This window comes from Methanosarcina sp. 2.H.T.1A.6 (genome assembly GCF_000979455.1).
In the GTDB taxonomy this organism is placed as follows: domain Archaea; phylum Halobacteriota; class Methanosarcinia; order Methanosarcinales; family Methanosarcinaceae; genus Methanosarcina.
Genome location: NZ_JJOY01000044.1, coordinates 1 through 17,461, shown reverse-complemented (window position 1 = coordinate 17,461; position 17,461 = coordinate 1). Strand labels below are relative to the sequence as shown.

The window sequence follows — 17,461 nt, the reverse complement described above, 5'->3', positions numbered from 1 at the left end:
TTTTCCAGGTATGTAATTATTAACATTTTCTTTGTTTTCAATTCCTTCCGAAAAGCTCGCCAAGCATATCTTTTGAAAAGTGATATTCCCCTTCGATTTGCACTGAATCAGGGAGTTCTCCGAATCTATTCTTAAGAAGAAGTTCGCCTATCTCCTCCTTCATGACTCTGCTAATCCCGAATAATGAAGCTGTAGGCCTTGGATTTACATCCACGACATAAGGACGATCCGAAAGTACGATATCCACACCCATATACCCAAAACAATCCAGACATTTTACTGTCGAGATTGCAGTTTCATAGAGTTCATCTTTTCTGGAAGTCTTATAAGGAGTCAGGCTGCCGTTGTATTTTATGCCCGAAACTCTATTTTTCTCGGGATTTTTTCCTTCCCTGTCCTTTTTCTCTTCAAACTCGATGAACTGGCGGTTTACCGTAAGTGGCAGCGGCTTTTTTCCTGCAATAAGGCTTACGCTCAAATGTTTTCCTTCAATATATTCACTTGCAATGAATTCTTCTGTCTTCTCGAATTCCGTAACAAGATCTGTTGCCTCTGCCCCGCATCCGAATCTCGGTTTTATGACATACTTTTTGCCCTTTTCAGCTTTTTCCGCAATACCGGGAGCATTAATTCCGGCTTTTTTCAGGGCTTTTGTGCACAGGACTTTATCTGCACAGCAGGCTGCCGATTCCGGCGAGCACCCCAGGTTTACGGTGTTTTCTTCAAGGACCCTGTTCAGTTCTGGAAGCATTCCGTCAGGAGCAATAAGCAGTCCGGCATCACACTTCTTTGCCTCTCTTTCAACTACCTGCCTGAAGCTTTCAGCCGTGGATTTCAATGATGTACCTGTACCTATTTCTGTACCTGCAGATGGGTAGTACACCTCATGCCCCACACGAACAAAACTTTCGGCAAGTGTTTTTAGCATAGCTGCCCCTTCCGGAATCAGGGACTTATCGATATCCGTGCCGACAGCGAATTCCGCAACCAGGATTTTCATCGGAGAAGAAACACCCGGTCATTTTATATTACTTTTTGTCCTGCATGGAAGGAAAAATACCCCTGAAAAAGATCCCTTCTTATCTCACACCGCTTCGGCCACTCTCACCTTCAAGATGCCTTTTCCACAAAAAAGAGATAAAAGCAATAAGTAAAAAAGACCGAGGAAGTCAGCAAGAAACTAACAAGAAGCCAACAAACAAACAAGAAACCAACCAACCAACAAGCAAACCAACCAACCAACCAACCAACAAACAAACAAACAAAAGCAACAGAAATATACGGAAGTCAAACAAAACCGAAAATTAGTCCTCTTGAGCGTAGCGAAAAGGACCGCGTACTCCCGAGGCGCAATTCGGGCGGCGCAACTCGGGCTATAAAAATGTAGGTAAATAAAATTAATAGGGGAATCTGAATTATAAAGTGGAGCAGAGGAAATTAAACCGATTACGCAAGTAAAGGTTTATATAATTTATATAGTTTATAGCTTAAAAGGTAAACATTATGATAAACATTGTAATACTTGATGGTGGCTGGTAAAATCAACAGCAGAAACCCATATTCTCAGTCTTTGTTTGATAATCCTTTTGTCAAAACCCTCTCTATTGCGGTTCTCATGGGCATATTCCTGGTTGACATGGGGCTCGGGCTATTTGATATATTTTCTACTAAATCAAGTCCCCTGCCGTCTGCATTTGTACTTATGATCTTTGCCGTGGTGTTTATAGGGGGAATGGTTTTCTATGAGAAACAGGGCCTGGACACTCTTAGTTCCCTTATAGGCGGAGCACTTGTAGGTTTTGGTCTTTCATTCGTGTTTGTCTCCCTTGTAGGAGGCGTGCAGTTTGCGTTAGGAGGAGGAATTTCCGTTCTTGGATGGGAACAGGTAATTTCAGCAGTTGCGGCTTGCATGATTGCAAGCGTCATAATGCTCAAAGCACTATCTTATAAACTTCAGAACCACTTTTACTGATTTTTCTTTTTTTTGTTTTCTCAGGGAGATCTGCCACTGGCGGCTCCACAAAGTATTTATAGAATTACAAACAATCACAGATCAAGACGAGTGTAACAGTTGCAATAATATTAGGGGTATCGATAAATGAAGAAGTCCAGTAAAAAGGAAACCATGCACTCTAATGAAGATAACCAGAAACAGGCTGGAAATTCCGGAGCTCGGAACTCTGGATCTTCGGCTAAAAAAGCCGATGAAACAACAGTAAGTTCCGGAACTGAAAAGAGTCCTGAAGCTGTCTGTAAAGAGGAGAACGAACTTCTCAAGGATCAGCTTTTCCGGCTTGCAGCTGATTTTGATAACTTCAGAAAACGAACCGTTCGTCAGATGGAAGAAAACCGAACAGCTGTGCTTGAGCAGGTGCTTCTGGACTTTGTCGAAGTGACCGATAACTTCGAACGTGCCCTGAAATCTGCACGGACTGCAGAAGATATGGGCTCGATTGTAAGTGGAATCGAGCAGCTTTCAAAGCAGTTTTTCTCTATCCTGGAAAAATACGGGCTTGAGAAAATAATCTGCGAAAAGGCAGGCGAGTTTGATCCTCACAAGCATGAGGCTGTCCAGCACATAGAAACCTCCGAAGTTCCGGACAATACTATAGTTGACGTTTACAAACAGGGATATGCACTGAACGAAAAGATTGTCCGACCCGCCATGGTTTCAGTGGCTAAAAGCCCTGAAGAGACAGAGAACTAAAGACTGAATTAATCCTGTTAGTAACAGAACAACTTTATTAAATAACTTAACTAAGTAGCTTAACTGAGAAGTAACTTGACTGACCCCTTTGACTAAACAATTTAACCAAATAATAGAACCTATTGATCAGATCAAGTAAGTTTGTTAAGTATTTTTTCCGAGTAACTTTACCAGGAATTTAACTGACTAATCTAACAAACCGCTTAACCAGTAACCTAACTAAAGAATTTAATTGATAAAATAAATAATTAATTGATAATTTACTATGAGGATATAACATGGCAAAAATACTGGGTATTGACCTTGGTACTACTAACTCATGTATGGCAGTGATGGAAGGCGGAGAAGCTGTTGTGATCCCGAATGCCGAAGGCAACAGAACAACTCCTTCAATCGTCGGATTCTCTAAGAAAGGGGAGAAACTTGTGGGTCAGGTCGCAAAGCGGCAGGCTATTTCAAACCCTGAGAACACCGTTTATTCCATTAAAAGGCACATGGGAGAAGCCAGCTACAAAGTCACACTTAATGGGAAGGCATATGCCCCGCAGGAAATCTCTGCAATGATCCTCCAGAAGCTCAAATCCGATGCAGAGGCTTATATTGGAGAGTCAATACAGCAGGCTGTGATCACAGTTCCCGCTTATTTCAACGATTCACAGAGGCAGGCTACAAAAGATGCAGGTTCAGTTGCAGGGCTTGAAGTCCTCAGGATTATCAACGAGCCGACAGCTGCAGCCCTTGCTTACGGGCTTGACAAGGGTGATCTGGACCACAAAATCCTTGTCTACGACCTCGGAGGCGGAACCTTTGATGTATCCATTCTGGAACTCGGAGGCGGAATCTTTGAGGTAAAGTCCACAAGCGGAGACACTCACCTTGGAGGCGACGACTTCGACCAGCGCATCATTGATTACCTGCTCGCCGAATTTAAGAAAACAGAAGGAATTGACCTCTCCAAAGACAAAGCTGTACTCCAGCGCTTGAAAGATGCTGCTGAAAAAGCCAAGATAGAGCTTTCCGGAGTTGCCAGCACCAACGTCAACCTTCCCTTCCTGACAGTCGGTTCTGATGGGGAACCAAAGCACATGGATATTGACCTGACCAGAGCCCAGTTCCAGAAGATGACTGAAGATCTCCTGGAAAAGACTCTTGTATCCATGCGCCGCGCACTCAGCGATGCAAAGCTTACACCAAATGACCTTGAAAAAGTGATCCTTGTCGGGGGCGCAACAAGGATGCCTGCAGTGGTTGAACTTGTAGAGAATTTCACAGGCAAGAAGCCCTATAAGAACATCAACCCTGATGAGGCAGTTGCAATCGGTGCAGCAATTCAGGCAGGAGTCCTGGGCGGGGAGGTAAAAGATGTCCTTCTGCTCGACGTTAATCCCCTTACTCTGGGTATCGAGACCCTTGGAGGCATAGCAACTCCGCTCATCCAGAGGAACACCACCATTCCTACTAAAAAGAGCCAGATCTTCTCAACTGCTGCTAACAACCAGCCCTCAGTCGAGATCCATGTCCTGCAGGGAGAGCGCGGGATAGCTTCCGAAAACAAGACCCTTGGAAGGTTCACCCTTGACGGCATACCTCCTGCTCCAAGAGGTATTCCTCAGATTGAGGTTACCTTTGACATTGATGCAAACGGGATTCTGCACGTGAGTGCAAAGGACCTGGGCACAGGCAAGGAGCAGTCCATTTCCATCCAGAAGCCCGGCGGACTTTCTGATGACGAAATCGAGCGCATGGTCAAGGATGCGGAACTGCATGCCGAAGAGGACAAGAAGCGCAAGGAAGAAGTCGAGACAAGAAATAATGCCGAAGCCTTTATCAATGCCGCAGAAAAAACTATCAAGGAAGCCGGAGATGCAGCTACCGAAGACCAGAAGTCAAAGGTCAATGCTGCAATCGAAGACCTGAAAAAATCCCTTGAAGGCACGGATATTGAAGATATCAAGGCAAAGACAGAGGCTCTTCAGGAAGCCGTATATCCGATTTCGACAGCCATGTATCAGAAAGCTCAGGAGGCCCAGCAGGCTGCAGGCGAAGCAGGAAGCACGGACGCAAGGGGCCCTGATGAGACAGTCGTTGATGCCGACTATGAGGTCGTTGACGACGAAAAGCGTAAGTAATTAAAGAAGAATTATCACTAACAAAAAGCGCCTGATTATTCTCAGGCATGACCGGAAACCTGCCTGCAGGTTCCGGACTTTTATCCTTTTTTAAAACAACAGGGAATCCTGATGGCTACAACACGTGATTATTATGAAATTCTCGGAGTATCTAAAGACGCCCCAGTCGAAGATATAAAGAAGACGTATCGAAAGCTTGCACTGCAATATCATCCTGACAGGAACAAGGAAGCAGGGGCTGAGGAAAAATTCAAGGAAATATCCGAGGCTTACGCCATTCTTTCAGACACTGAAAAACGGGCTCAGTATGACCGCTTTGGGCATGCTGGAATTGATGGCCAATATAGTGCAGAGGATATTTTCCGGGGCGCTGACTTTAGCGGGTTCGGAGACATTTTTGAAATGTTTTTCGGAGGCGGCAGAAGAGGAGGTCCTATGGGGCCAAGGAGAGGTTCAGATCTTCAGTACGACCTCTATATAACCTTCGAGGAAGCTGCTTTTGGGGTCCGTAAAGACATTGATATTCCAAGGACAGAAAGGTGTTCTACCTGCTCAGGAACAGGTGCAAAAGAGGGCACAAGCGCAAAGCGCTGCCCTACCTGCGGCGGCACAGGGCAGGTTCGTACTACCCGTTCAACTTTAGGGATGCAGTTCGTGAGCACAACCACCTGCAGTACCTGTCACGGCAGAGGCCAGATTATTGAGTCGCCATGTTCCGTCTGCAGCGGTGCAGGCAGAGTCCGGAGCAGGAGAACAATAACAGTTAACGTACCTGCAGGAGCAGACTCCGGCATGACCCTCAGGCTCAGCGGAGAAGGGGATGCAGGAGAACCAGGGGCGCCTTCCGGAGACCTTTATGTTATCCTCCATGTGATGGAACACAGGTATTTCAAGCGGGTCGATTACGATGTAATCTCCGAACTGTCAATACCATTCACCCAGGCTGCACTCGGAGCGGACGTCATGGTTGATACCCTCTACGGCAAGGTCAAAATGAACATCCCGGCCGGAACTCAGACCCATTCGGTCTTCAGGCTCAAGGACAAGGGCATACAGCACCTGCAAGGGCACGGTAAAGGAGATCAGCTCGTAAGAGTAATAATCAAGACTCCCACAAAACTTACTCAGGAACAAAAAGAGCTTCTTCGCCAGTTCGAATATCTGAGCAATGGAAAGAAGCCCGAAGGAGGGGAAAAGAGTAAAGCTGAGAAGCAAAAAGGCGAGAAGTCCAGCAAGAATAAGGGATTTTTTGACAAGGTAAAAGATGTCTTAGAGGGTTGAGAATTAAGCTTCTGGCTCAATTTTCAATTTTTTCAGGTATTTTTAATTATCTCTTTTTCTTTTTCTTTTAAAATCTCTGTTTCGATCAATAATTTTCTTTATATAATTCGTTTTTGTTTAGATTCTTTTCTATATCGGCAGCTTAAAAACATTTATATATACCCGTTTAATTCTATGGCTAGGAATCATATTTCATTCGCAAAAGCATTGGTTTGAGAAATTCTGGTTTGCAAAACTTTTAATTTCCAGAGATGATAAACACGCTGATTAATTTTTCTACAACTGATCATGTATCGGGCAGCATTTTACACTTCAATATTATGCCTGGTATCTTTTTTATGATTATTTTAGCTTTGATCACTTTTACTTTGACTACCGTCACTTCGATTACCGTCACTTCGACTACCGTCACTTCGACTACCGTCACTTCGACTACCTTCACTTCGGTTATTTTTACTTTGACTACTTTCGCCTTAATTACTTTTATTTTAATCCGCCCTATGCTCATTGCTTCGGGTTCCATAATTTCTTCAGTGGTAGATTCATTAAAAACAGTTTTTTTTGAAGGTGTTCTATGAAGGCTGTAATTATTGGTGCAGGGGAAGTAGGCTATCATATTGCAAAAGCCCTCTCTCCTAAAAATGATGTGGTAATTATAGAGAAAGATGAGGACGCGTCAAGAAGAGTAGATGAACTTGACGTGCTCGTAATTGAAGGAAACGGCGCAAACGCTGACATTCTTTCAAAAGTCCTGCAGAATGCTGACCTTCTCGTGGCTGTTACAGGCGTTGATGAGGTCAACATCGTTGCCTGCATGACCACCAAGTTGATTACAAAGAGCAAATCCGGCTGGAAGGATGTAAAGACCATAGCAAGGGTTAGCAATCCTGATTACATAGATTCACCAGTTACGTCAAGGTCTCAGGTTGGCGTTGACCTTATGATCTGCCCTGAACTTTCACTCGCATCGGAAATTGCTGATGTGCTCTCAAGCCCCTCTGCCATAGACGCGGAAATGTTTGCCGAGGGAAAAGTAAAGATGACTGAGTTTGCAATAAATCCGGAAAGCAAACTTGTGGGAAAGCATATGCAGGACCTTCAGCTTGCTGACTGCTGCATCGTCAGTGCGGTTTTCCGGGATAGTGAAATAATAATTCCTCATGGAGACGATTTAATCAAGGCAAACGACCACATGGTAGTTGTGGGCAAGCCAGAAGCCATGGATGACCTTGAAAATGTTTTCGGGAGCCAGGTGCCTCACAGAACCCGAATTCTCCTTATTGGCTGCGGAATTGTGGGCATCTATCTGGCAAAACTGATCGACAAAGAAGAAAATATTGATCTGAGGATTATTGAGCACAGGAAGAGCCGCTGCATAGAAGTGGCTGAGATGCTTGAAAACGCCCTTGTGCTCAACGGAGACGGGACTGACGTCAGCCTTCTCAGGGAAGAGAATATTGAGGATATGGATGTTGTTGTTGCGGTTACGGACAGTGATGAGAAGAACCTTCTCTGTGCCCTGCTCGCAAAGCAGCTCGGGGCAAAGAAGGTAATTGCAAGGGCTGATCGCTCGGACTACCTGCCTCTTTTTGAAATGGTCGGCATAGACATGGCCGTAAGTCCCAGGGAAGCAACCGTAAATGAGGTCCTCAAACTTACCATGGGCAAAGGCATACAGACGCTCACAACTATCGAAGGCGAAAAAGCCGAAATCATAGAATATACGGCTTCCGAGAAGTGCAGAATTGTCGGCAAGCCTTTAAGCAAAGTAAAGTTCCCTAAAGGAGCTCTTATCAACATGGTAGTACGCGGAAAAGAGACCATCATTCCAAGAGGGGATTTCGTTATCAACAACGGAGACCGTGTAGTTATTTTTTCCATGGCTTCTGCTGTTTCTGAAGTGGAAAAAATATTTCGGTAAGTTTTACGAGATCGGAGTTTTTCCATGAATTATAAAGCTGTTTTTAACGCACTGGGAAAAATTCTGGTACTTCTGGCTTTAACGACGTTTGTTCCCTTTTTTGTGGCTCTTTATTAGGGAACCCCTGGAGCCATTTCTTAGCTCTATTCTCGTAACCTTTCTTGTGGGCTTGCTTCTGACGCGCATTAGAGAAAACGCTGATTGGTAGCAGAAAGAAGCTCTTGCCATTGTGGCCCTGAGCTGGTTTACAGCAGCTATTTTTGGAGGGATTCCCTTTCTTTTCGAGGGAGTCTCTTTTCTTGATGCCGTGTTTGAAACAATGTCAGGTTTTACTTCAACGGGTTCAACAATTCTTGTCGATATAGAGAGTTATTCAATGAGTCTTCTTTTCTGGCGGTCTTTTACTCAGTGGCCTGGAGGCATGGGAATTATCGTGCTCTTCATTGCTATCCTGCCAAAACCAGGGGTTGCCGGGCGCCAGCTTTTCCGGGCCCTACCGAAGATAAGCTGAAACCGAGAAAAAAATACGGCAAAGATCCTGTGGGCACTTTACGTCCTTATCTCTGCTATGGTGGTTGTGGCTCTACTGCTTGCAGGAATGTCCCTTTATTATCCTGATAAACAATATGTGGGTCTACAGGCTTGAACTATACACCATACTGGTACTCTTTACAAGTGATTTCTGGCACTCCTGAGCTGAGGTTTTCACAGGCTCAAAAACAGTTGCCTCTATATTTTTTCTGGCTTCTGTTTTTTCCCATGTATCATAAGTTTTTACTCTAAAGCGGGAAGTTCCCTTCCTCAAATCTTTGAGCCTTCAGGCGAGGGGGTTAGGGAGAGGACGTTCATTATACTAACTATTTCTCAGAAATCCGCCCATTTACGTTTTCTTTTTTCCAAAGACTACTTAAGCAAGCAGGATAATCTATTTGGAAACAGTCTTTTCTTCGAGGGAATCTTATGAAAGCAGTGGTAATCGGCGCAGGTGAAGTTGGATATCATATCGCAAAGTTTCTTTCCCTCACACACGATGTGGTTGTTATCGAGAACGATGAGGACGCCCTGAGACGGGCGGATGAGCTGGATGTTCAGGTCGTGGAAGGGAACGGCGCAAACGCAGATGTTCTTGCAAGTATTCTTCCTGATGCGGATATTCTCGTTGCTGTTACCGGGGTCGATGAAGTTAATATCGTCGCCTGTATGACCGCAAAGCTGATCCTAAAATCCCATATCGGCTGGAGAGAAACAAAGACTATTGCCAGAGTTAGCAACCCTGACTACATAGATGTACCTGTTACTTCCAGAGCTCAGGTGGGTGTGGACGTTATGATCTGTCCTGAACTCGCACTCGCCTCAGAGGTTGCCGAGGTGCTTTCAAACCCTTCTGCAATAGATGCGGAAATGTTTGCCGGAGGTAAAGTTCAGATGATGGAATTTGCTATCCGTCCTGACAACAGGTATGTAGGGAAGTATATGCAGGACCTCAAGCTTGAAGACTGCTGCATTGTCAGTGCGATTTTCCGGGAAAACGAAATAATCATCCCTCGTGGGGACGATATAATCAAAAAAAATGATCACATGGTGATCATTGGCAAGCCCAGAGCCATGGAAGATCTCGAGAGCGTTTTCGGGAACGAAGTGCCCCACAGAAACAGAATTCTCCTGATTGGCTGCGGAATTGTGGGTTTCTACCTTGCCAAGATTATCGATAAGGATGAAAACGCGGATCTCAAGGTTATTGAGTACCGGAAAAGCCGCTGCATAGAAGTGGCCGAGGTGCTGGAAAATGCTCTTATACTCAATGGGGACGGCACTGATGTCAGCCTCCTCAGGGAAGAAAGTATCGAGGACATGGATGTTGTTATTGCAGTTACGGACAGCGACGAAAAGAACCTTCTATGTGCCCTTCTTGCAAAGCAAATGGGTGCCAAAAAAGTGATTGCAAGAGCTGACCGCTCAGACTATGTGCCTCTTTTCGAGATGGTGGGAATCGACATTGCAGTAAGCCCAAGAGCAGCAACCGTAAACGAAGTCCTCAAACTTACTATGGGAAAAGGCATAGAAGCTCTTGCAACTCTTGAGGGAGAAAAAGCCGAAATTATCGAATATACGGCATCAGGGCAGTCAAAAATCGTCGGAAAACCGCTCAACAAGGTCAAGTTTCCAAAAGGTGCGATCATCACCATGGTGGTCCACAATGATGATGTCGTTATCCCCAAAGGGGAGTTTATCGTCCGGGAAGGGGATAGAGTCATCGTTTTTGCTCTTTCTTCCGCTGTCCCGCATGTTGAGAAGTTGTTTAGGTGAACTACTCCTGGCTAAAGCATAGGAGCTTTCTCCCTTCATTCTCGTAAGCAGTGAACTTCCCACTAAATCAAAGATTTAACGGGTTTCCTAATTCATAGACTACCTTCCGAAGTCTCCAAAGGCGTTAATTCAGGCAGTTCCTGCCCTACTATGTCCCGCTCCGTCGCTTGTTTCGGCTTTATATAGTTTCAAGCTAGAAATGGTGTATTTCCCATGACCTGGTGAGCCTGAAGGTGAACAGAGATTGCATTGGCTACCCGGTTCTCGTAACCATTGCTTAGTATTATATTGGTTTCGATGTATATCAAGTAAAAAGATAACGAAACGAGTATTGTAGAAGTTATTGCTTATATTCCACAGGCTAAACCTGGGGTTTTTACGCTTCGTTCAATAAATATGAATACATTAAAAGAGTCATAAGCTGCAAAAACAGAGGATATGCATGAATTTTAAGATTGTTTTTTATGTGCTTGGCGGTTTACTTCGGCTTCTCGGGATGCTAATGGTTGTTCCTCTCGGAGTAGCATACTATTACGGGGAAAGCCTGACGCCTTTTCTTGTTTCTATAGTGATAACCGTCCTTACCGGCTTAATCCTGCTTTCCTACAAAACCGATGAAGACTGGATGCGCAAAGAAGGCTTTGCAATTGTTGCTCTGGGCTGGCTTGCTGCTGCAGTTTTCGGGGCAATTCCTTTCATGCTGGACGGGATTTCTCCCCTTAATTCCCTTTTTGAATCCATGTCGGCCTTTACCACCACAGGTTCGACAATCCTTACTGATATAGAAAGCCATCCTAAAGGCATTCTCTTCTGGCGGTGTATGATGCAGTGGCTGGGCGGTATGGGCATTATTGTGCTCTTCATTGCTATCCTGCCAAAACTCGGAGTTGCCGGTCGCCAGCTTTTCCGGGCTGAAGCCCCGGGTCCAACGGAAGATAAGCTAAAACCAAGAATAAGGGAAACTGCAAAGATCCTGTGGATGGTCTACTTTGTAATTTCATTCGTGCAGGTTGTTGCTCTCCTGCTTGCAGGTCTTTCACTATACGATGCAGTTACTCATACGTTTACCACAATGGCTTGCGGAGGTTTCTCGCCTTATGGGATGAGCGTTGAAGCTTTTGGAAGCCCTCTGGTCGAATTCATAATAACTTTCTTCATGTTCGTCGCAGGTGCAAACTTTGCTCTTCATTACAGGGCAATTTATGTTGACAAGGACTTCCTTCTTAAAGACGATGAATTCCGCTTCTATACAGCCCTCACCCTTGCAGCAACCGGGCTTTTGACTCTTCTTCTATATCGCGACCTTGGTACAGGTCTTTTTGACTCTTTCAGGCTTTCGATCTTTCAGGTAGTTTCCATCATGACAACTACCGGGTTTGCCACAACGGACTTTAACCTCTGGTCCGAATCGGGAAAGATGGTTCTTCTCCTTGTTATGTTCATTGGCGGTTGTGCTGGCTCTACAGGCGGTGGTATAAAGGTTGTGCGTATCCTCATGCTCCTCAGGCATGGGAGAGTGGAACTTTTCAAGTCCCTTCATCCGAGAGCCATAAGAAGTTTAAAATTCAACAATAAAAACGTACCAGATGAGGTTATAAACTCTATTTTCTCCTTTGTAGTGATCTATCTCCTGATTTTTATCTCAAGCGCCCTTATCCTCTCGGTCCTGGGTATGGATATCATAACTTCAGTTACTGCTTCCATAGCCACTCTCGGGAACATCGGTCCGGGCCTGAATGTGGTAGGGCCGATGGGCACTTTTGATCCGATCCCCCCTCTCGGGAAATTAATCCTGATAGCAAACATGTGGATTGGAAGGCTTGAAGTATACACCGTAATCGTGCTCTTTACGCCGGAGTTCTGGAACAAGTGATTTTTAAAAAAATCTAATAAACCTAGAAAAAGCAAAGTTTTAAAAAAACGATGTTTGTAGAAAAAATCCACTGAAAAAAGTCTAAAATAGAATAAAAAATGCAGAATAAAAAATGCCTGATTTTCAGGCATTATTTTTATTCTTTATCACTTCTTTTGCTGCATCCTTGAAAAGCACGCGAAGGTCCCAGAGCAGTTTTTTATTGGCTTTGAAGAGAGCCTGCAGCAGGTCAAGGAGGCTCATTCTCTCGAATTTTACGTCTTTTAACGAATGGGCAAGAGAGTCAAGGTCCTCGTCGTTAAGGTTGATAAAGCAGTTCTTTACGATGAGGCTCATATCGATATCGTGCCCTATCGTGGCTCTCCACCTTTTCTCATAGACCTCTTCAAGCTTTCCCAGTGAGACATCTCCTGCGGATATGGCTGTGTAAGCAGCTTCTCCAGCCATCTTACCTGCGTCCATGGCGTTGAGGATCCCTCCACCTGTGATCGGGTCTGACTGGCGTGCGGCGTCTCCTATAATCATCAACCCGTTAGTTGAAGTCTTCTCGATGCTGCCGGATACCGGGACTCCTCCGAAGACCATTTCTACGATACTGGCATTGGGGAACTTTTTCTCCACAAAATTATTGAGGTAATCGACAGGTCTGGGCTTGAATTTTCCTGTCTTGCTCCCGAGAAGTCCGACTCCCACGTTGGCTTTGCCTTCCCCTTTAGGGAAGATCCAGACATAGCCGCCGGGTGCAATGTCGTTTCCTACATAAAATTCGCAGTATTCCTGGTCTATGTCTGCACCTGCTATCAGGTACTGGGCACAGGTCTCGATATCTACAGGTTTCAGGGCTGTGTCGATCCCTGCCCACCTGCCTACCTTCGATTCGACTCCGTCAGCTCCTATTACTATTTTGGCACGCACCTCATACTCTTTCCCGAGATGCATGAGTCTGGCTCCTTTTACGAAGTTGTCTTCAATGATAAGCCCTGTAGCTCTTGTCTTTACCCTGACTTCAGCCCCGGCTTTTGTAGCCAGGTCCGCAAGGGCGCGGTCAAAGACCTTTCTCTCAAGTACGTAGCCGACTTCTCCTCCGGAGATTTCCTCAGCCATCTCTATCCTGGTACCGTCAGGGGAGTGAATGCAGGAGCCTTTAAGGTCAGCGCATATCCACTGCTTGTCGATCTCCACATGTTTTTTAAGATACTCTTTGTTCACACCCTCGGCACAGCGTACAGGATCACCTATTTCCTGACGTTTTTCAATTAACAGTACATCAAGCCCTTTTTCAGCTGCTGTTTTTGCAGCAATGGAACCTGCAGGACCGGCTCCGATCACCAGAACATCATATGTGGCCTTCATTTCTTTACCTCGATTGCTCCCACAGGACAGATACGATCACATATCCCGCATACGATACAGATACTTTCATCTACTTCAATCCAGGTTTCTACAAGTTCGAGTGCTCCCTTAGGGCAAACTCCTACACAGGCCCCACAGTATCCACATTTATATCTGTTTATGTTGATGCTCACCAGCTCACCTGTAACTTTTAAAGGTAAATCATGATATTTAACCAGTAGATGTCGTCTCTTGCAAATATATGGCGTGAATCAAAGGCTCGCCAATATAAATTCTACATCATTTAAACTAATGACTTTAATATAATTCCTGAATTCCTGAATATCTCTTTTTTGATTACAATGCTTCCGAAAATTATATTCTGTTAATTAATCTTTTTTCGGCTCTTAATGTCTATTCTTTATTACTTGAGTTTCTTTTTGAGACAGGTAACGTTCGAATTCAGGTTTATCCTTTAAATATAATTTATTTTTTGAATCAGTTTCCTCATTATTGTATTTATCTACTTTAAAGTTATTGGCTACCGTGCCGACGCGCTCAGTATATACTTCTCTTTCAGTTACTTTTTTTGTGTTTTTTTCTTATGTTGCCCATGGCACACTTTTTCATATATGAACTCTGTTCAGAAAGCACCATTTGATGCGATCGCTTTAGTATAAAATTATTTATAGTTATCTCCCTAAATTTTATTTTTGACCTTGCACGAAGAGTTTTATTTATTTATTTATTTATTTATTTATTTATTTATTTATTTGTCTATTTTTTAATCGGAGGCTTTTAATCCCTCAAACTCCTGCCTGGAGCTCGATCTCCTTTTTTTACGATGTTGTTTGCCAGCAGGTCTATTAAGAGGTCCATAATTTCTGAGAAATCATTATCTATAATTTCTTTTTTGAAGTGTATAAGGAAAAGGACCGCTTGAGTAGTTTCTGCAAGAATTCTGGCAGGTTTATCGATAAGAAGCCCATTTTCCGCCCACTCTTCAAAAAAAGGCAGAATTATTGCCACGTTATCTCTATGAATATTTTGTATTTCTTCCTCGGAAAACCGGGAAATTGTCAGTTCAAGGTGCTCGTTTTCAATGAAAATTTTTCTCCAGATCGGGTGGTTATCTACTATCTGCAACACATGCCTGAGATAAGCCCTGATAGCTTTATCGGGTTCCGTCCTATACTTCAGGAAGGAATTTTCAAGTATACTATCCTTTAAAGCTTCCTGCTCTTCTTTAAATATCTGCAGAAAGAGATCTTCTTTGCTGTTAAAAAATGAATAAAAAGAACTCTTTGCAATTCCCAAACCCTCGGTAAGGTCCTCAATGCCTGTTTTCTTAATTCCGTATCTGGCAAAACAGTCTTTCCCTCGGTCAATTATTTTTCGTTTTATGATTTCTCTTTCTTCATCTGTAAAAGATCTCACAGGCTCACCTATTTTGTGAACAGCCTTCCTGGATTTTGCTAAATTCAGGCAAATTTGAATTTATCTGTTCAAGAATCAAAAACTAAACATGTCACTGAATTATATGGTTTTTTATTCATAGCATACTGTGAATACTATCTATTTAAAATTTTTGGATGCACCACCCGAGTTTCGCTTCCCGAGTTTCGCTTCCCGAGTTTCGCTTCGGGAGCATGAAGTCTGTTTCGCTTCGCTCAAGCAGACTAACTTAGGGGTAAATTAAACGAATAGGAGAGCGGTTTTACAAAGAAAAAAGATATAAGTCAAAAAACGCACATGATATTCTTCGAATAACATGCCCAAATAATGAAAGTCCTTTTTCCTTACCTTTTTTGAATATTAACTCCATCATTACCTTGGACAGGAAGGTTGTTTTTACTTTGGTTCTGAGAAACCGTCAAAAAACTAACCATTGAATTGCCATCGAAGGCTCAGATGTGACTTAGATCACGGATGCCAAATTGCCTTTGAGGCAATTCTACTGTCCTGGAAATGATGGAGTAATGTAAATTGGAAGGGGAATTAAACAAATCTTGTGGTTTAGACATTCACAAACGTTTTGTTATTGCTACTATCCTCAGCAGATCAGGTGAAAAACAGCAACAACGTTTCTCCAGAGACGACGTTGGAATTTTAAACCTTAAAAATTGGGTAACATCAGAAAAATGTGATGTTGTTGCATGTGAATCAGCAAGTGATTTCTGGGTTCCGATTTATGAGGCATTGATAGATCATTTGCCTGTCATAGTTGGAAATGCCAGAGATATGAAGGCATTTACACATAAAAAAACAGATAAAATAGATTCTGAAGTCATTGCACAACTTGCATTGAATCAAATTGCGTGCGGCCACCCCACCCTAAACAGGCTGTCCGACAATTACTGATAGTAATGAAATAAAATCGTCTGCTAGTAAATTGGAACTTTTGGCAGATTGGAACTTTTTATGAGATTTGATTTCTATTCCTTATTACTCAACTCTTAAAGTGAAAAGTTCCATTTATTACTATTTTTCCTTCCACTGATCTTATTTTTATTTGAGTAAATCCATATTTTCCTTAAGTTAACTGCAGTACACACTAAATTAAATTCATTTCTGACTGATTTCAATCCTCTAGTTAAAAATTCTCTAAACCCTAAATTCTCTTTATAATTTCCAATTGCAGGTTCTACGACCATCTTTCTTTGCCCATATATTTTTTTAGCTTCTTCGGTCTTCATTTTATCGGCTAATTGCTTTCTGTCTTTTGAAAATTCAACTATTTTTAAATGTCTAATTCCATCCATTCTTTTAGTACAACTTCTGCTGAATTCACATTTATTTCAGTCGAATACCCCGCTAGCTTGCTGCGGGGATGGAAAACTTCCCCGGTAACCGTTAATAATATGATTTATCAATTTCATTTTTGAGTTGTTAACTTCTGCTCAAACTAAAACAATAAGAGAAATCACTGGATTATGGAATTGTGTCCGAAAGATACTCATTTTATCAAACCTTTGTGGAATATGGCGGAATCAAACAAAAGTGGGTTTTGCTGCTTTCTCACAAGATGAAAGAGAAGAAAGAGCAAACTCTCAGGACAAAGCTTGACAAAGAGGTTGAAAAAGCAGACAAGGCTTTTAAAAAGCTGAACGGAGAGGACTTCTTCTGCGAAGAGGATGCATTAAAAGCTGCAGAGAAATGGATTAAAGAATTCCCTTCGATTGTGTTTGAAAAAGTTGATTTGAAAGCCATTAAGAAACGTGAATCGGGTAAAAGAGGTAAACCTTCAAAATATGAGGAATTAAAGACTTATTACAGGATTGATGGCAGCATAAAGGTTAATGATGCTTTTGTTTTGAAAGAAATTGAGAAAATGGGATTTTTCATTCTTGCAAGTAATGATATCAGTCTTTCTCCTGAAGATATGCTGAAGTATTACAAAGGGCAAGATAACGTGGAAAAAGGATTCAGGTTCTTGAAAAGTGATACCTTTAGCATATCGTAAGTTTACCTCAAGAATAAAACAAGAATTGAAGCACTGACTATGATAATGGTTCTCTACTTAATGATTTATTCAATTGCAGAATGGAAATTAAGGACAAAATTAGAAGAAGAAAATGAAACGGTTCCAGATCAAAAGGGGAAACCAACAAAAAGAACTACAACGAGATGGATATTTTTCACTTTTCAGGGAATTACAGAACTTAATACTCAGAATGAAGGAGAAATAGAGTCAGAAATATTGAATATGGAGGATATTCACTGGAAGATATTGAGTCTCATGGGAGAAAAATATGAAAATATATATCTCTAATTACGTTAACCTGCCGAATGCAGGATATTAGATTTATATGCATTGGTCATCGGTTAAGAACTTATTTCCATCTACCAATAGTGTTTTTCATGTCTCATTCTCATTAAAACCATTCTTCTCTAAACCTTTCTCTGTTTAC

General features: G+C 42.8%; 13 protein-coding genes and 3 pseudogenes. 10 read left to right on the top strand and 6 right to left on the bottom strand.

Going from position 1 to position 17,461, the window contains the following annotated elements:
* Positions 1 to 37: 37 nt before the first annotated feature.
* Complete coding sequence (locus tag EO98_RS12740; protein WP_048138984.1) at positions 38 to 1,000, bottom strand: ATP-grasp domain-containing protein; 963 nt, start codon at positions 998 to 1,000, stop codon at positions 38 to 40.
* A 525-nt stretch (positions 1,001 to 1,525) separates the two neighbouring features.
* Between EO98_RS12740 and EO98_RS12730 the strand changes: the two genes are divergently transcribed.
* The 4 genes from EO98_RS12730 to dnaJ all read left to right on the top strand — a co-directional run bounded on the left by EO98_RS12730 (position 1,526) and on the right by dnaJ (position 6,117).
* The gene (locus EO98_RS12730; protein WP_048138989.1) at positions 1,526 to 1,972 is read left to right on the top strand and encodes a hypothetical protein; all 447 of its coding nucleotides are present in this window, start codon (positions 1,526 to 1,528) and stop codon (positions 1,970 to 1,972) included.
* 126 nt (positions 1,973 to 2,098) lie between these two features.
* Entirely contained in the window at positions 2,099 to 2,707 is a 609-nt protein-coding gene (gene grpE, locus EO98_RS12725) for a nucleotide exchange factor GrpE (protein ID WP_048138992.1), read from the top strand.
* A 278-nt stretch (positions 2,708 to 2,985) separates the two neighbouring features.
* Positions 2,986 to 4,836, top strand: a complete 1,851-nt coding sequence (dnaK, locus tag EO98_RS12720; RefSeq protein WP_048138994.1) for a molecular chaperone DnaK — start codon at positions 2,986 to 2,988, stop codon at positions 4,834 to 4,836.
* Between the two features lie 111 nt (positions 4,837 to 4,947).
* Positions 4,948 to 6,117, top strand: a complete 1,170-nt coding sequence (gene dnaJ / locus EO98_RS12715) for a molecular chaperone DnaJ (RefSeq protein WP_048138999.1) — start codon at positions 4,948 to 4,950, stop codon at positions 6,115 to 6,117.
* Positions 6,118 to 6,403: 286 nt separating this feature from the next.
* On the opposite strand, the gene EO98_RS12710 is transcribed toward dnaJ, so the two are convergent.
* On the bottom strand, positions 6,404 to 6,640 hold the full coding sequence (locus EO98_RS12710; RefSeq protein ID WP_048139001.1) for a hypothetical protein: 237 nt from the start codon (positions 6,638 to 6,640) through the stop codon (positions 6,404 to 6,406).
* Between the two features lie 51 nt (positions 6,641 to 6,691).
* On the opposite strand from EO98_RS12710, the gene trkA (EO98_RS12705) reads away from it, so the two are divergent.
* The 4 genes from trkA (EO98_RS12705) (at position 6,692) to EO98_RS12690 (ending at position 12,218) form a co-directional block, all read left to right on the top strand.
* Positions 6,692 to 8,038, top strand: a complete 1,347-nt coding sequence (gene trkA / locus EO98_RS12705) for a Trk system potassium transporter TrkA (RefSeq protein WP_048139003.1) — start codon at positions 6,692 to 6,694, stop codon at positions 8,036 to 8,038.
* A gap of 229 nt (positions 8,039 to 8,267) precedes the next feature.
* Positions 8,268 to 8,549 carry a potassium transporter TrkG gene (locus EO98_RS19210; protein ID WP_235283516.1) on the top strand — a complete coding sequence of 94 codons (282 nt, stop codon included), beginning with the start codon at positions 8,268 to 8,270 and terminating at the stop codon, positions 8,547 to 8,549.
* 449 nt (positions 8,550 to 8,998) lie between these two features.
* Entirely contained in the window at positions 8,999 to 10,345 is a 1,347-nt protein-coding gene (gene trkA, locus EO98_RS12695; protein WP_048139006.1) for a Trk system potassium transporter TrkA, read from the top strand.
* A 442-nt stretch (positions 10,346 to 10,787) separates the two neighbouring features.
* A complete protein-coding gene (locus EO98_RS12690) occupies positions 10,788 to 12,218 on the top strand; it encodes a TrkH family potassium uptake protein (RefSeq protein ID WP_048139008.1) in 1,431 nt (476 codons plus the stop codon).
* Between the two features lie 123 nt (positions 12,219 to 12,341).
* On the opposite strand, the gene EO98_RS12685 is transcribed toward EO98_RS12690, so the two are convergent.
* The 3 genes from EO98_RS12685 to EO98_RS12675 form a co-directional block, all read right to left on the bottom strand.
* Complete coding sequence (locus tag EO98_RS12685) at positions 12,342 to 13,571, bottom strand: digeranylgeranylglycerophospholipid reductase (protein ID WP_048139010.1); 1,230 nt, start codon at positions 13,569 to 13,571, stop codon at positions 12,342 to 12,344.
* The gene (locus EO98_RS12680) at positions 13,568 to 13,744 is read right to left on the bottom strand and encodes a 4Fe-4S binding protein (protein WP_048139011.1); all 177 of its coding nucleotides are present in this window, start codon (positions 13,742 to 13,744) and stop codon (positions 13,568 to 13,570) included. The genes EO98_RS12685 and EO98_RS12680 overlap by 4 nt, the downstream gene beginning before the upstream one ends.
* A gap of 604 nt (positions 13,745 to 14,348) precedes the next feature.
* Positions 14,349 to 14,987 carry a TetR/AcrR family transcriptional regulator gene (locus tag EO98_RS12675; RefSeq protein WP_048139012.1) on the bottom strand — a complete coding sequence of 213 codons (639 nt, stop codon included), beginning with the start codon at positions 14,985 to 14,987 and terminating at the stop codon, positions 14,349 to 14,351.
* A 549-nt stretch (positions 14,988 to 15,536) separates the two neighbouring features.
* On the opposite strand from EO98_RS12675, the pseudogene EO98_RS12670 reads away from it, so the two are divergent.
* A pseudogene (locus EO98_RS12670) lies at positions 15,537 to 15,866 on the top strand (transposase); the annotation flags it as partial.
* Between the two features lie 133 nt (positions 15,867 to 15,999).
* Here the strand turns inward: EO98_RS12670 and EO98_RS12665 are convergent.
* Positions 16,000 to 16,345 (bottom strand): annotated as a pseudogene (locus tag EO98_RS12665) (transposase); the annotation flags it as partial.
* Positions 16,346 to 16,497: 152 nt separating this feature from the next.
* Between EO98_RS12665 and EO98_RS12660 the strand changes: the two are divergent.
* Positions 16,498 to 17,322: pseudogene (locus EO98_RS12660) on the top strand (IS1634 family transposase); the annotation flags it as partial.
* Between the last annotated feature and the right edge of the window lie 139 nt (positions 17,323 to 17,461).